The 15,487-nt window shown below is 69.3% G+C and carries 11 protein-coding genes; 4 read left to right on the plus strand and 7 right to left on the minus strand.

All coding sequences use genetic code 11. The annotated features are described in order from the left end of the window. Positions 1 to 110 precede the first annotated feature (110 nt). The gene (locus ESP70_RS08990) at positions 111 to 2,282 is read left to right on the plus strand and encodes a thiamine pyrophosphate-dependent enzyme (RefSeq protein WP_149688950.1); all 2,172 of its coding nucleotides are present in this window, start codon (positions 111 to 113) and stop codon (positions 2,280 to 2,282) included. On the opposite strand, the gene ESP70_RS08995 is transcribed toward ESP70_RS08990, so the two are convergent. The 5 genes from ESP70_RS08995 to deoC all read right to left on the minus strand — a co-directional run bounded on the left by ESP70_RS08995 (position 2,279) and on the right by deoC (position 6,967). Then, the gene (locus tag ESP70_RS08995; RefSeq protein ID WP_149688951.1) at positions 2,279 to 3,052 is read right to left on the minus strand and encodes a class I SAM-dependent methyltransferase; all 774 of its coding nucleotides are present in this window, start codon (positions 3,050 to 3,052) and stop codon (positions 2,279 to 2,281) included. The genes ESP70_RS08990 and ESP70_RS08995 overlap by 4 nt on opposite strands. 69 nt (positions 3,053 to 3,121) lie before the next feature. Next, positions 3,122 to 3,694, minus strand: coding sequence for a uridine kinase family protein (locus ESP70_RS09000; RefSeq protein ID WP_149688952.1), 573 nt, complete (start codon positions 3,692 to 3,694; stop codon positions 3,122 to 3,124). Positions 3,695 to 3,730: 36 nt separating this feature from the next. Next, the gene (locus ESP70_RS09005) at positions 3,731 to 4,594 is read right to left on the minus strand and encodes an aldehyde dehydrogenase family protein (RefSeq protein WP_149688953.1); all 864 of its coding nucleotides are present in this window, start codon (positions 4,592 to 4,594) and stop codon (positions 3,731 to 3,733) included. Further along, entirely contained in the window at positions 4,591 to 6,033 is a 1,443-nt protein-coding gene (locus ESP70_RS09010; protein WP_149688954.1) for an aldehyde dehydrogenase family protein, read from the minus strand. The genes ESP70_RS09005 and ESP70_RS09010 overlap by 4 nt, the downstream gene beginning before the upstream one ends. A gap of 1 nt (position 6,034) precedes the next feature. Beyond that, positions 6,035 to 6,967: a deoxyribose-phosphate aldolase gene (gene deoC / locus ESP70_RS09015; RefSeq protein WP_246161982.1), complete on the minus strand. Its 933-nt coding sequence runs from the start codon at positions 6,965 to 6,967 to the stop codon at positions 6,035 to 6,037. A 287-nt stretch (positions 6,968 to 7,254) separates the two neighbouring features. On the opposite strand from deoC, the gene ESP70_RS09020 reads away from it, so the two are divergent. Continuing rightward, positions 7,255 to 10,041, plus strand: coding sequence for a 5'-nucleotidase C-terminal domain-containing protein (locus ESP70_RS09020; RefSeq protein ID WP_149688956.1), 2,787 nt, complete (start codon positions 7,255 to 7,257; stop codon positions 10,039 to 10,041). A gap of 75 nt (positions 10,042 to 10,116) precedes the next feature. Further along, positions 10,117 to 13,464 carry an ExeM/NucH family extracellular endonuclease gene (locus ESP70_RS09025; RefSeq protein ID WP_149688957.1) on the plus strand — a complete coding sequence of 1,116 codons (3,348 nt, stop codon included), beginning with the start codon at positions 10,117 to 10,119 and terminating at the stop codon, positions 13,462 to 13,464. A gap of 10 nt (positions 13,465 to 13,474) precedes the next feature. On the opposite strand, the gene ESP70_RS09030 is transcribed toward ESP70_RS09025, so the two are convergent. After that, positions 13,475 to 14,410, minus strand: a complete 936-nt coding sequence (locus ESP70_RS09030) for an AraC family transcriptional regulator (RefSeq protein WP_149688958.1) — start codon at positions 14,408 to 14,410, stop codon at positions 13,475 to 13,477. A gap of 81 nt (positions 14,411 to 14,491) precedes the next feature. Between ESP70_RS09030 and ESP70_RS09035 the strand changes: the two genes are divergently transcribed. Then, positions 14,492 to 14,947 carry an anthrone oxygenase family protein gene (locus tag ESP70_RS09035; protein WP_149688959.1) on the plus strand — a complete coding sequence of 152 codons (456 nt, stop codon included), beginning with the start codon at positions 14,492 to 14,494 and terminating at the stop codon, positions 14,945 to 14,947. Positions 14,948 to 14,950: 3 nt separating this feature from the next. On the opposite strand, the gene ESP70_RS09040 is transcribed toward ESP70_RS09035, so the two are convergent. Further along, the gene (locus tag ESP70_RS09040; protein ID WP_149688960.1) at positions 14,951 to 15,481 is read right to left on the minus strand and encodes a hypothetical protein; all 531 of its coding nucleotides are present in this window, start codon (positions 15,479 to 15,481) and stop codon (positions 14,951 to 14,953) included. Positions 15,482 to 15,487: the final 6 nt, after the last annotated feature.

Consider the following 15,487-nt stretch of genomic DNA (forward strand, 5'->3'; position numbering starts at 1 on the left):
CCGGCTGGTGACGGCCCGATGCCCATTTTTGTCCGTGAATCCGGCGAAGTCGGTGTTTGGGCAGGTCAGGGCCGGGGTTCGGGCGACCCACGCTCGCGATACGTTGAGGCATGCCCGAGTCGATCGACGATCACGTCGTCCGGCGGTTGCGTGGGTGGCCCGCCCGGCCCGGCGCACCTACGTCCGTGCCGGACCCGGAGACCCTGCTGGCCTACTTCGACGCCCAGCTCCAGAGCCGTCACCTCGACCTGGCGATCCGCTGGCTGCAGACGCAGGGCGAGGCGTTCTACACGATCGGGTCGGCCGGTCATGAGAGCAACGCAGCGGTCGCCATGGCGCTGCGACCGAGCGATCCGGCGCTGCTGCACTACAGGTCGGGCGGCTTCTACGCGGCGCGCGCGGGCCAGGTGGCCGGGTCGACCGCGATCGACGACGTGCTCAACGGCGCTCTCGCGTCGACGAGCGACCCGATCTCCGGGGGCCGGCACAAGGTCTTCGGCAACGCCGCCCTCAACGTCATCCCGCAGACCTCGACGATCGGCTCGCACCTGCCGCGAGCGTTCGGCCTGGCGTTCGCGCTCGGACGGGCGCCGCGCTCCGAGGTCGTTCCGCCCTGGCCACTCGACTCGGTCGTGGTGTGCAGCTTCGGCGACGCATCGGCCAACCACTCGACGGCCGTCGGGGCACTCAACGCCTCGGCCTACTGCGCGCATCAGGGTGCGCCGCTGCCGATCCTGTACGTCTGCGAGGACAACGGCATCGGCATCAGCACCAAGTCGCCGGCCGGCTGGGTCGAGCGCTCGCTGTCGTCGTGGCCGGGCATCGACTACGCGGCTGCTGACGGCACCGACCCGGTCGAGCTGCTCGCCACAGCGGCACGTCTGGCCGATCGCGTGAGGGCGGAGCGCCGCCCGGCTATCCTGCACCTGCGCACCGTCCGGTTCATGGGGCACGCCGGCTCGGACGCCGAGATCGCCTATCGGTCGCAGCGCGAGATCGAGGACGACTACGCCCGCGACCCGGTGCTGGCGACGGCCGGTGTGCTGATCGACGCCGGCGTGCTGACTCCCGAGAGCGCCCTCGCGCGCTACGACGACGCGCGCGCCACCGTGATGCAGCGGGCCAAGGCGTTGGCCGGTGCCCGGCGACTCGACGACCCCGAGCTGATCGCCGAGCCGATCACGGCCCGCCGAGCGCGCCGCGACATGCTGGCGACGGCCGAGCGGCGGCAGGCCGTCTTCGGTGGCAGGCTCCCCGAGGACGAGGGTCCGCTGAGCCTGGCGCAGAGCGTCAACGCCGCGCTCAAGGACGCGCTGGCGGCCCATCCGGAGGCACTGGTGTTCGGCGAGGACATCGGCCGCAAGGGCGGGGTCTACGGCGTGACGCGCGGGCTCCGCAAGGCGTACGGGGCCAATCGCGTGTTCGACACCCTGCTCGACGAGCAGACGATCCTGGGCACCGCGCTCGGCTCGGCCCTCGCCGGGTTCCTGCCGATTCCCGAGATCCAATACCTCGCCTACCTCCACAACGCCGAGGACCAGCTGCGGGGCGAGGCGGCGACCCTGCGCTTCTTCTCCAACGGGCAGTATCAGAACGGCATGGTCGTACGCGTCGCCGGTCTGGCCTACCAGAAGGGCTTCGGCGGTCACTTCCACAACGACAACTCGGTCGCGGTGCTCCGCGACATCCCCGGACTCATCTTGGCGGTCCCGAGCCATCCGGCGAACGCACCACAGCTGCTCCGCGAGTGCCTGGCGCTGGCGGGAGAGGGACGGGTCTGCGTCTACCTCGAACCGATCGCGCTCTACCACCAGCGCGACCTGCAGGACGGTGACGGCGCGTGGACCGGCGCGTACACGCCGCCGGCGGCCTGGCCGGCGGAGTCCAGCGCTGAGCTCGGCCGCGTGCGCACCTACGGCGAGGGGCGGGACGTCCTGCTGGTGACGTTCGGCAACGGCGTACGCCTGAGCCTGCGCGCGGCGGCCGAGCTCGCACCCACCATCGCCTGCACCGTGCTCGACCTGCAGTGGCTGTCACCGCTCCCGCACGAGGAGCTGCTGCGCACCGCCGCCGGCTTCGACCGGGTCGTGGTCGTCGACGAGACCCGGCGCAGCGGAGGCGTCTCCGAGTCGATCATCACGGCGCTCGTCGACGGCGGGCACACAGGTCGCATCGTGCGAGTGACCAGCGCCGACAGCTTCATCCCGTTGGGCCCCGCCGCCGATCACGTGCTGCTCTCGGAGGGGCTCATCAGCGAGGTCGTCCGGCGGATCGTCGACTAGGACGAACGCCGACCGCTCACGGCGACCGCTCGTGCCGTCAGGGTGAACGGTCCGTCGGGACTGCCGAGCCGTCGGCGACAGCCGTCGCGGAGGCGAGCCAGCGTGGAGGCGTCGAGTGACGTCGCGTACGCCCCGCCGGGTCCGATCCCGAGCATGAACGGCTGCCAGTAGTCCTCGAAGTCCGTGTACTCGGTGCTCACCTCGAGCGCCCTCGTGCGTACGTCCGTCAGTCCTGAGGTCGCCCACAGCTGCGCGAGCTCGCGCTCGGTCGTGAGCCGCATGGTGCGTGCCTCGTCGGGTGACGCCGGATCGACCTCGTGAGCGGCGTCCCAGAACGTCCGCAGCATCGTCATGCCGTCGGCGTAGTCCCACGTGCAGGCCGCGATCGTTCCGCCCGGTCGTACGACTCGCAGCATCTCGGCGACTCCTGCCCCGGGGTCGGGCAGGAAGTTGAGCACGAGCTGCGAGACGACGAGGTCGAAGGTCGCGTCGATCCACGGCAGCTCGGCCGCGACCGCACGCCGTACGTCAGCCCCCGGCACCCGATCGGCGCACGCGGCGACGAACGACTCGGACGGGTCGGCAGCCGCGACGTGCGCTGCGCCGAGCCCGGTGGCCAGCACCTGTGTCAGCGCGCCGGGCCCACAGCCGACGTCGAGGGCTCGGTGGCCGGGTTCTCCGCCGACGAACGACAGGAAGGTGACCGCCAGCTGGTCGGAGTAGCGGCCCATGTAGCGGTCGTACGCGTCGCGGGTCGCATCGAAGCTCATGGCTGCATTGAGCCACCGGTCAGTGCGAGGGTCAACCAGGTGCCGGCCAGAGGGACGGTCGCCACGTCGTCAGGGCAGACTGCGGAGCAGCGCCCTTGCCTCGCGCGGGGTCATCGCCTGGCAGCCGTGGGCGACCGCTTCGGCCACGATGCGGGGCTCGTCGTTGAGCAGCCGCCACCCTCGGCGGACGAGGACCCATGGCGACTTGCGGCCCTCGCGCAGGTCGCGGGTGAGGCGCAACGCGAACGTGATCACCCGGTGTCGGCGCAGGCAGATCGCGGCGTCGAGGATGCCCGCCTCGCGACAGGCGTCGACGATGACCGGTGCGAACAAGCCCTCGGCGATGAACCGGCCGCCTGGCGCCGACAACGTCTGGGTCCCGGTACGCCGGCTCGTCGCGATGTCGTAGACCGGGACCTCGACGGTGCCTGCCGCGCACAGCTCGGCGATCGTGCCGACGGCGTCGATGGAGCTCCACGACGCCGGATCGTCCCAGTCGATGATGCCGAGGCTCGAGCGCGGCATGTCGGGCTCGTCGATGTCGCGATAGAAGTCGTCGAGGCGCAGCACCGGCCAGCCGAGGCGCTCAGCCAGATGAGACTTGCCGGACCCCGAGGGCCCGGCGAGGATGACGACGCCCACAGCGCTCTCAGACTCTCGACCAGCTGACGATGCCGGTCACACGCCGATCGGGTGCCAGACGGTCTTGGTCTCGACGAGTCCTTCGAGGCGCGCGAGCGTCGGCTCGGCGAGCCAGTCGACGGGAGCCGAGGGCGCGCGCAGCACACGCTTGAGGTTGTCGGCGGCGGCGACCTCGAGCGAGGCGGCGAGCTCGGGATCGTCGACGCCGGCGAGGTCGAGCGCGTTGACGTCCATGTGCGACGCCAGCCACGGGGCGATCTCGGCGGGCTTGCCGGTGAGGATGTTGACGACGCCGCCCGGCAGGTCCGAGGTGGCCATGCACTCCGAAAGGGTCACGGCCGGCACGGGGTACTTCTCGCTCGCGATCACGACGACGGTGTTGCCGGTGACGATCGCGGGCGCGATGACCGAGACCAGGCCGAGCAGCGGGCCGCTGGGTGCGACGGTGGCCACGACGCCGGTCGGCTCAGGGGTCGACAGGTTGAAGAACGGGCCGGACACGGGGTTGCCGTTGCCGAGCACCTGGACGTACTTGTCGGCCCAGCCGGCATACCAGACGACGCGGTCGATCGCGGCGTCCACGTAGGTCGTGGCCTTCTTGTCATTGAGGCCCTCGGCGGCGCGCAGCTGCTCGATGAACTGGTCGCGCCGGCCCTCCATGACCTCGGCGAGGCGGTAGACGACCTGGCCGCGGTTGTAGGGCGTACGCGTCGACCAGCCGCCGAACGCCTTGCGGGCGGCGAGCACCGCGTCGCGGGCATCCTTGCGCGACGCGAGCGCCATGTTGCCGAGGAATCCGCCCTTGGCGTCGACGGCCTCGAACGTACGGCCGGACTCCGAGCGGGGGAAGGCCCCGCCGATGTAGAGCTTGTGCGTCTTGCGCACGTCCAACCTCGTCATGCGGAAGCTCCCTGCAGGTAGGCGGCGAGGCCGTGGCGCCCGCCCTCGCGGCCGTAGCCCGACTCCTTGTAGCCGCCGAACGGCGACGCGGGGTCGAACTTGTTGAACGTGTTGGCCCAGACGACGCCGGCGCGCAGCTGGTTGGCCATCGACAGGATCCGCGAGCCCTTCTCGGTCCACACGCCCGCAGACAGGCCGTAGGGCGTGTTGTTGGCCTTCTCGACCGCCTCGGCGGGCGTGCGGAACGTCAGGATCGACAGCACCGGGCCGAAGATCTCCTCGCGGGCGATCCGGTGGGCCTGCGTGACGCCGGTGAAGATCGTCGGCGCGAACCAGAAGCCGCTGTCGGGGATCTCGCACGGTGCGGACCACCGCTCGGCGCCCTCGGCGTCACCGACGTCGGACAGCTCCTTGATGCGGGCGAGCTGCTCGGCGGAGTTGATCGCACCGATGTCGGTGTTCTTGTCGAGCGGGTCGCCGAGGCGCAGCGTCGACATGCGCTGCTTGAGCTTGTCGATGACCTCGTCGTAGACGCTCTCCTGAACCAGCAGGCGCGACCCGGCGCAGCACACGTGGCCCTGGTTGAAGAAGATGCCGCCGACGATGCCCTCGACCGCTTGGTCGAGCGGGGCGTCGTCGAACACGATGTTGGCGGCCTTGCCGCCGAGCTCGAGGGTGACCTTCTTGGACGTGCCGGCAACGGAGCGCGCGATGGCCTTGCCGACCGCGGTCGAACCGGTGAACGCGACCTTGTCGACGTCAGGGTGCTCGACGAGGGCCTGCCCGGTGGCGCCGGCGCCCGTGATGATGTTGACGACGCCGGGCGGCAGCTCGGCCTGCTGGCACACCTCGGCGAACAGCAGCGCGGTCAGCGGAGTGGTCTCGGCCGGCTTGAGGACGACGGTGTTGCCCGCCGCGAGTGCCGGGGCGATCTTCCAGGCCAGCATCATGATGGGGAAGTTCCACGGGATGACCTGGCCCGCGACGCCGAGCGCCTTGGGGTCAGGCCCGAGGCCCGCGTGGCCGAGCTTGTCGGCCCAGCCGGCGTAGTAGAAGAACCACTGCGAGACCAGAGGCAGGTCGACGTCGCGTGACTCCTTGATCGGCTTGCCGTTGTCGAGCGACTCCAGCACGGCGAACTCACGGCTGCGCTCGGCCATGATGCGGGCGATGCGGTAGAGGTACTTGGCGCGCTCACTGCCGGGCAGCTTGGACCAGACCTTGTCGTACGCCTGTCGGGCGGCCTTGACCGCGAGGTCGACGTCGTCGGCGGTCGCCTCGGTGACCTCGGCGAGCACCTCCTCGGTGGACGGGCTGATCGACTTGAACGAGCCGCCCTTGCCGTCGACGAACTCGCCGCCGATGTAGAGGCCGTAGGAGCTCTTGATGTCGACGATCGAGCGCGACTCGGGCGCCGGTGCATATTCGAACTTGGTCATGTCAGTCCAACGTCACGTAGTCGGGGCCGGAGTAGTGGCCGGTGGCAATCTTCTGGCGCTGCAGCAGCAGGTCGTTGAGCAGGCTCGAGGCGCCGAACCGGAACCAGTCGGGGTCGAGCCAGTCCTCGCCGACGATCTCGTTGACCATCACGAGGTACTTGATCGCGTCCTTCGACGTCTTGATGCCGCCGGCGGGCTTGACGCCGACCTGGCGCCCGGTCTCGGCACGGAAGTCGCGTACGGCCTCGAGCATCACGAGCGTGACCGGCAGGGTCGCGGCGGGCTGCACCTTGCCCGTGCTGGTCTTGATGAAGTCGGCGCCGGCCATCATCGCGAGCCAGGACGCCTTGCGGACGTTGTCGTACGTCTGCAGCTCGCCGGTCTCGAAGATGACCTTGAGGTGGGCGTGCGTGCCGTCGGGGCGGGCGCACGCCTCCTTGGTCGCGACGATCTCGTCGAAGACCAGCTCGTAGTTGCCGGTCAGGAACGCGCCACGGTCGATGACCATGTCGATCTCGTCGGCACCGGCTTCGACGGCGTCGCGCGTGTCGGCGAGCTTGATGTCGAGCGCGGCGCGACCGGACGGGAACGCGGTGGCGACGCTGGCCACGTTGAGGCCAGAGTCGCCGAGGGTGTCCTTGGCGATCTTGACCATGTCGGGATAGACGCACACCGCGGCGGCCGAGGGGCAGCTCGGGTCGGTGGGATCGGGGCGCATGGCCTTGTTGGCCAGCGCGCGGACCTTGCCGGGGGTGTCGGCGCCTTCCAGCGTCGTGAGGTCGACCATCGAGATCGCCAGGTCGATCGCCCAGGCCTTGGCCGTGGTCTTGATCGACCGGGTGCCGAGTCCGGCGGCCCGGGCCTCGAGCCCGACCTGGTCGACGCCGGGCAACCCGCCGAGGGTCTTGCGCAGGGACGCGGTGGCGCCAGTCACGAATCCTCCTGAATGCGGCCACGTCGTCGGGACCACTCGTCAAGGTTAGTTCCTGGATGGGCCGTCCGGCGAATGGCGAGAGCCGCTCCGAAGCCGCCGCACGCGTGAAACGCGCGTTGCAACCCAAACTTCACCGATTCGACACGTTTCGTCTTCGTAAAACGCGTTGACAAGGTTTCTCAACCGGGGTGAGGTGGCCCTACTCCATTTGCTGAGAATCTTCAGATTCCTCTCAGAGGTGATCGCCACGGGGGCGATCACGGACTCGGGGCTCGAAAGGAACACCTGTGAAGTTCGCTTCTCGCCGTCTGCTTGCGACGGCTTCTGCTGCCACCCTGCTGGCCGCTCCACTGCTCGTCAACACTCCGGCTGACGCCGCGGACGACGTGACGCTCAACCTCATCGGCATCAACGACTTCCACGGTCGCATCGATGCCAACACGGTCAAGTTCGCCGGCACCGTCGAGAAGATCCGCCAGGAGGGCGGCTCCGACAACTCGCTGCTGATCTCGGCCGGTGACAACGTCAGCGCCTCGCTGTTCGCCTCGGCGACGCAGGGCGACATCCCGACGATCGACGTGCTGAACGCGCTGCACCTCGACGCCTCGGCCGCCGGCAACCACGAGTTCGACAAGGGTGCCGACGACCTGGTCGGCCGGCTCTCCGACGCTGCCGACTTCCCGTTCCTCGCCGCCAACGTGTTCCGCAACGGCGCGCCGCTCCTGGACAAGTCGGCCACGTTCGACGTCAACGGCGTCTCGGTCGCCGTCGTCGGAGCCGTCACCAAGGAGACCCTCTCGCTGGTCAGCCCCGGCGGCATGGCCGGCGTGACGATCACGGACCCGACCGACGCGATCAACGACACCGTCACCGAGCTCGAGGCCTCGCAGACGCCGCCTGACGTCATCGTCGCCTCGATCCACGAGGGCGCGCCTGACGGCACCCAGAGCTACGCGTACGAGGTCGCGCACAGCGAGGTGTTCAAGAAGATCGCCGAGGAGACGTCGCCCGACGTCGACGCGATCTTCATGGGCCACACACACCAGGCGTACACCTACGACGCGCCGATCCCCGGCGAGCCGGGCAAGACGCGGCCGATCATCCAGACCGGCAACTACGGCTCCAACGTCGGCAACATCAAGCTCACGGTCGACGGCGACACCGGCGACGTGAAGTCGTACACGCAGTCCAACATCGCCCGTGTCACGACCGACGACGCGACGCTCGTGCAGACCTACCCCGACGTGGCCCAGGTCAAGACCATCACCGACGCGGCACTCGCGGTCGCCGCCGAGCGTGGCAACCAGGTCGTCGCCACCCAGACGGCCGACATCACGACGGCCTACCTGGGCGGCAAGCGCGACGACCGGGCGAGCGAGTCCACGCTGGGCAACCTGGTGGCGGACGCGCTCCTGTCCGCGGTCGGCAAGACCCCGGCCGGCGCCGACATCGCCGTCACCAACTCCGGCGGCCTGCGCGCGGAGCTGCTGTACGCCGGATCCACGCCGGCGACCGGCGCCAACGGCGAGATCACGTTCGCCGAGGCCAATGGCGTCCTGCCGTTCGTCAACAACCTCAGCACCACGACCCTCTCGGGCGCGAACTTCAAGAAGGTGCTCGAGCAGCAGTGGCAGCGTGACGTCGACGGCAACGTGCCGACCCGGTCCTACCTGCAGCTGGGTCTGTCCAAGAACGTCCACTACACGTACGACCCGACGCGGCCGGAGACCGATCGCATCACCTCGATCTCGATCGATGGCCAGCCGATCGACCCGGCCAAGAACTACCGGATCGCGCTGCCGGCCTTCCTCACCACGGGCGGCGACAACTTCCGTGCCTTCACGCTCGGGACGTCGGTCGACAGCGGTCTGGTCGACTACCAGTCGTTCATCGACTACCTGGACGCCAGCTCGCCGGTGTCCCCGGACTTCGCGCGTCGCTCGCTCGCGGTCACGGGCGTCAAGAGCTCGTACGAGGCCGGCGACTCGGTCTCGGTGACGCTCCCGAAGCTCGACCTCACGTCGCTCGGCAGCCCGGCCAACACCTCCGTCACGGCGAAGCTGAAGTCCGGCGACACCACGACGGATCTCGGTAGCTTCCCGGTCACCGCAGGCTCGGCGACCGTGGCGTTCGACCTGCCCGCGGGCCTGATCGGTCCGGCGTCCCTCGAGGTCGTCGCGGCGCCGACCGGCACCACGACCACCATCCCGCTGACGGTCGACAAGGCCACGTCGACGACGACCGCCACGGCTCCGGCCAAGGCCAAGACCGGCACGACGTTCACGGTCGAGGCAACCGTCGCATCAGAGTCCGGCGTCACGCCGACCGGCACGGTCACGGTCAAGGACGGCTCGACCGTGCTCGCGAGTGGCCCGCTCGTCGACGGATCAGCGTCGGTCGAGGTCAACGCGAGCAAGCTCAGCGCAGACGACCACACGCTGACGGTGTCCTACTCCGGCGACACCCTGCACGAGGCGTCATCGGCGTCGACCGAGCCCATCGAGATCGTCAAGGGCGGCTCGGGCTTCGGCGCGGTCGTCGGGTCGACCAAGTACGGCACCTCTCCCGTCGTCGAGGTCACGGCTGACGCCGAGGCATCCGGCCTCGTCTATGTCACGTACGGCGGCGAGCTGGTCGGCATGGGCTTCATGACCGACGGCGCGGGCACCGTGACGCTGGGCAAGACCGCGTTCAAGCCCGGTTCGTACGACCTCAAGGTGTTCTACGCCGGGGACGAGAAGTTCGACCCGACCAGCACGACGGCGACCCTCACGGTGACGCGAGGCGCGACCAAGGCCACCAAGTCGTACGTCACCGGCAAGGTCGTCCGCAACAAGACCGCTGCGACGGTCAAGGTCAAGGTCACGGGCACCGGATTCACGGTGACCTCCGGGACCGTTCGCATCTACCGCGGCAGCACCCAGTACGGGTGGGCGACGGTCAAGAACGGCCTGGCGACGGTGACGCTCAAGAAGTTCACGAGCGCCGGCACCCAGAAGATGACGGCGAGCTACGGCGGCAACAGCGTGGCCCTGCCCTCGACGTCGGCGTTCACGATCTCCGTCGTCAACTAACCACCTGGTGACCGCTCGGGGACGGCTGCGCGCCGTCCCCGGGCGGTTCCGGATCCATCTCGGAAAGAAGCCCTCATGAAGATGTCCTTCGTCGCCCGGTGGGGGGTCGGCCTCGCGCTGGCCGCCTCGACGCTCGCGATGCCCAGCACGGCCGACGCGACGCCCGCGGGCGACAACGTCGTGATCAACGAGGTGTACGTCAACGGTGGCAGCACGGGTGCCACCTACCTCAACAAGTTCGTCGAGCTCTACAACCCCACCTCCAAGGTGATCGACCTCAACGGATGGTCGGTCCAGTACCGGTCCTACTCCTCGACGGGCAACTTCACGGGCGTCACGGCGCTCGGTGACCACCACATCGAGCCGGGCGGGTCGTTCCTGATCGGCGGCAACGCCAACTCGACGAACGGCGCGGCGCTGCCGACACCGGACGTCAGCGACACGTCCTATTCGTACGCCGGCAGTGCCAACGGCGGGACGCTCGCGCTGGCCAAGTCGACGACGCCTCTGACCGGTGACCGGGCGACGGTGCTCGCGAACGGCAACCTGGTGGACCTCGTCGGCTACGGCGCGTCCGCGACCTACGAGGGCGCCGTCAAGGCCTCCGGCTACTCCGTCACCGCGTCGCTCACGCGTACCGGTGCCGCTGACACCGACAACAACGCCAGCGACTTCGTGTCCGCCGCACCCACGCCCGTCGCCTGCGGCGCGGACTGCGGCGGTGGTGGGGTCGACCCGGGCGACCCGACCGAGGCGACGATCGCCGAGATCCAGGGCACCGGCACCGACAGCCCGTTGGCCGGCACGACCGTGACGACGCAGGGCGTCGTGACGGCGGTCTACAAGACCGGCGGGTTCTCCGGCGCCTACATCCAGACCGACGGCACCGGTGGTGCCGTCGACCTGTCGACCCACCATGCGTCGGACGGCCTCTTCGTGTTCTCGTCGGCTTTTGCGGCAGGCGTCGACAAGGGCGACCTGGTCGAGGTCACGGGTGCGGTCAGCGAGTTCAACGGGCTGACCGAGCTGTCGACGACGACCGGCAACTTCGAGAAGCTGGCCGGTCCGGCCCAAGGCGTCGAGCCGGCGACCGTGTCGTTCCCACTGAGCACGGCTCAGAAGGAGTCGCTCGAGGGCATGCTCCTGGCGCCGCAGGGTGACTTCACGATCACCAACAACTACGCGACCAACCAGTACGCCGAGATCGGGCTCGCTCCGGGCACCAAGCCGTTCGACACCCCGACCAACGTCGTCGCCCCCGGAGCACCGGCGTTGGCGCTCCAGGCGCAGAACGACGAGAAGCTCATCACGCTCGACGACGGTGCATCACTCAACTTCTTCTCCGCCGCCAGCCAGGGCATTGCCCTGCCATGGCTGACTGCGGACAACGAGGTGCGCACCGGTGCGCCGGTCACGTTCGACGACCCGGTCGTCCTCGACTACCGCAACAGCGCGTGGAAGCTGCAGCCGACGCAGCAGCTCGTCGCGGGCGGCAACGAGCCGGTCGTGATCGGCAACACGCGCAAGGCCGCGCCCGAGCCGGTCGGCGGTGACCTCACGCTGGGCACGTTCAACGTGCTCAACTACTTCACGACGACCGCGGCCGACTTCGTGGCGGGTGGTGGCTCGTGCACCTACTACAACGACCGCGAGGGCAACCACATCACGGCCAACACGTGCACGCCCGACGGCCCGCGTGGCGCTGCCGACGACGCCAACCTCGAGCGACAGCAGGCCAAGATCGTCTCGGCGATCAACACGCTCGACGCGAATGTCGTGTCGCTGGAGGAGATCGAGAACTCGGCCGCCTTCGGCGTCGACCGTGACGATGCCTTGCACCACCTGGTGGCGGCGCTCAACACCGCTGCCGGCACCGATCGATGGGCCGCAGTCCCGTCGCCGGCCACGATCCCGGTCAACGGTGAGGACGTCATCCGTACGGCGTTCATCTACCAGCCGGCCAAGGTCGAGACCGTCGGAACGTCCGTGGCGCTCGACGACCCTGCGTTCTCCAACGCTCGCGCACCTCTCGCGCAGGAGTTCCGTCCGGCGGGTGGGGCGGCGTACGAGGACTTCCTGGTCATCGTCAACCACTTCAAGTCCAAGGGCTCCGGCTCGGGCGTGGACGCCGACCAGGGTGACGGCCAGGGCGCGTCCAACCACGCACGTACGCTCCAGGCGCACGCGCTCATGGCGTTCGCCGCTGAGCGGGAGGCGGCGGCCAAGACCGATCGGGTCTTCCTGACCGGCGACTTCAACTCGTACAACGAGGAGGATCCGGTCGGCATCATCGAGGACGGCGGGTTCGTCAACGTGCCGCGCGCGCTGACCGACAAGCAGACCTACCAGTTCGACGGGGCGGTCGGCTCGCTCGACCACGTGTTCGCGTCGAGCGAGGCCTACGCCGACGTGACGGGTGCGGACATCTGGAACATCAACTCGTACGAGTCGGTGGCCCGGGAGTACAGCCGCTACAACTACAACGTCACGGACTTCTACAAGCCCAACCCCTACCGGGCCAGCGACCACGACCCGGAGATCATCGGCTTCAACAATGCCGAGGCGCCGGGACCCGTCGCCTCGACGACGACGGCGACCGCACCCGCCACGGCGGCGTACGGCTCGACGTTCCAGGTCGAGGCCAAGGTCGAGGCCGGGGACGACGTCACGCCGACCGGCACGGTGACGGTCAAGGACGGCTCGGTCGTCCTCGCGACCGGCGACCTGATCGACGGTGAGGTCTCGTTGCCGGTCGATGCCGGTCAGCTGTCGGTCGATGACCACACGCTGACGGTGTCGTACGCGGGTGACGCCGGGCACGACCCGTCGTCCACCACGGTGACGGTCGAGGTCGTCAAGGGCGATCCCGGACTGGCGGCGACGGTGGCGACGACCAAGTACGGCAAGTCGGCGGTCGTCGACGTCACGGCGGAGGCGGGCGTCTCGGGACTCGTCACCGTCACCCACGAGGGGGCATACGCCGGCATGGGCTTCCTGCTCGACGGGTCCGGCAAGGTCACGCTGGGCAAGACCGCGTTCAAGCCCGGCACGTACGAGCTCACCGTCGCCTATGGCGGCAGCGAGACGTACAAGTCGGACACGACGACGGCGAGCCTGACGATCGTGCGGGGCACCACGACGACCAAGAAGGGCAGCTTCACCGCCAAGGTCGTCGAGGACCGGACGCGCGCCAACGTCCCGTTCACCGTCACCGCGCCCGGCTACACCGTGGCCACCGGCACCGTCCGGGTCTATCGGGGCAGCACGCTGGTGGGCCACGGCACGGTCGCCAACGGCAAGGTGACGGTCCGGCTCGCGACGTTCGCCTCGGCGGGCACGCAGAAGTTGGTGGCGAAGTACGGCGGCAACACCTACGGGGAGCCGTCCGAGGTGGCCTTCACCCTGAAGGTCGTCAAGAAGTAGCCGGTTCGGCTCAGCCCACCATCGCCCGATGGTGGGCTGGGCTGACTCCGCGTACGCGCTTGAAGGCGGCGCTGAGGGCGAACGGGCTGCCGTAGCCGACCTGGCGCGCGACCGCGGCGATCGTCAGGTCGGGCTCGCGGAGCAGGTCGGCGGCGAGGTCGAGTCGCAGGCTCGTGAGGTAGGCCATCGCGGGCTCGCCGAGCACGGTGGAGAACCGCCGTGCCAACCCTGCCCGGGACACCCCGACCTCCGCGGCGAGCGACGCCAGGGTCCACGGGCGGGCGACGTCGTCCTCGAGCAGGCGGAGAGCGGGCCCGAGCACGGGGTCCGCGGCGGCCCGGTGCCAGGCCGGTGCGCGCGAGGCGTCGCGGGTGAACCAGTCGCGTACGGCGGCGATGACGACGAGGTCGAGCAACCGGTCGAGGAAGACCTCCTGGCCGAGATCCTCGCGCTGCATCTCGGCGCACAGCACGGCGACGAGCTCACCGTTCCACTCGCCGTCGCGGAGCACGAACAGCTGCGGCAGGCTGCGCAGCAGTCGCGCGCTGATCGCCCGCGTGCTCTCGTAGGTGCCGGTCACGATCATCGTCGCGCCCTCCGGGTCGTTGCCCCACGACCTCGTGCCGAGCGTCATGACGTCCTCGAGGCTGTTGCCCTCGGCGTCGGTGCAGTGCTGGCCCGGGTTGATGAAGACCTGCGGCTCGGAGTCAGGCAGGTCTGCGACGGTGTAGGGCTCGGGACCGCGGGCGACCATGACGTCGCCGGGGCCCAGGCGTACGGGTTCGTCGCCATCCGGCACGACCCAGGCCTCACCGCGTACGACGACCGCGATCGACAACGGCGCCTCGTCCTGGATGCGCAGCGACCACGGCGACGTCAGCACGGATCGCATGAGGAACGCGCCGTTGGCGCGAGGACCGTCGAGCAGGCCGCTGAGGGTGTCCATGATGCTCAGGGTAGACGTTCGCGTATGCCTATGGGCATTTCGACTATGGGAAGTCTCAACCCGCACTGATGTCATGGAGCCATGACCAAGACTGCACTCCTCGCCGCGACCGCCCTCATGGGCCTGTCGGCCGGCTTGTTCGCCACCTTCTCGTACGTGATCATGCCGGGGCTCCGGCGCGCGTCGGACGCCTCTTTCGTCGACGCGATGCGCGGCATCAACGTCGCGATCCTCAATCCCGTGTTCGCCCTGACGTTCGGCGGCGCGTTCTTCGTCGGGCTCCTGGCGCTCGTGCTCGGCTGGGGCGACGCGTCGCGGCCCTGGGTCGTCGCCGGTCTCGTCCTCTACGTCGCCGGCGCGTACGTCATCACGTTCGCGGTCAACGTCCCGATGAACGACACGTTGGAGGCGGGCCGGGGGAGTGCTGCGTCGTTGCGCGAGGCGTTCGAGGACAGGTGGACGATGTGGAACCACGCGCGCTCGGTGCTGACGACTGCCGGCTTCGTGTGCCTTGTCGTCGGCGCGCTGAAGATCTGAGGGTCAGGCCGGCCGCGGTGTGCGGTTGCGCTTGATCGCGACGACCAGCACGATCACGAACGCCGCGATCCCGGAGACCACGGCGAGCACTCCGCCGCCGACGCCGAACAGCACGTAGCGGCCGATGCGCGGGTTGTCGGCATAGCCGAAGTCGCCGGTGGGGTCGCACCTGACGAGATGCTTCGACCCCGGTTGACCCTTGACGATCCCGACACGGCTCCAGGTCTGCCCGCCGTCGGTGATCGTCACCTTGGAGGCGGAGCCGCCGTCGAGCGACGGCTGCTGGGTGTCGATGTCTGTGGCGACGCAGCTCGTCGGGGTGTCCTGGGGTGAGACCCAGATCGCGACACCGCGGTCGCCGACCGTGACGGTCGTGGAGTCCTCCTGCTCGAACGGAGTCACGGAGTAGCCGGCGACGGCGCGCCCGATCCACACCGCGAGGAACACGATGAGCGCAGCGGCGATGACGGCCAGGCCGGTGGCCACGACGTACCACCCGCGGCCGGGTCGCTGGGGCGCGATCGGTGTCGACATGGCAGG

Source organism: Aeromicrobium ginsengisoli (assembly GCF_004134905.2).
In the GTDB taxonomy this organism is placed as follows: Bacteria; Actinomycetota; Actinomycetes; order Propionibacteriales; family Nocardioidaceae; genus Aeromicrobium; species Aeromicrobium ginsengisoli.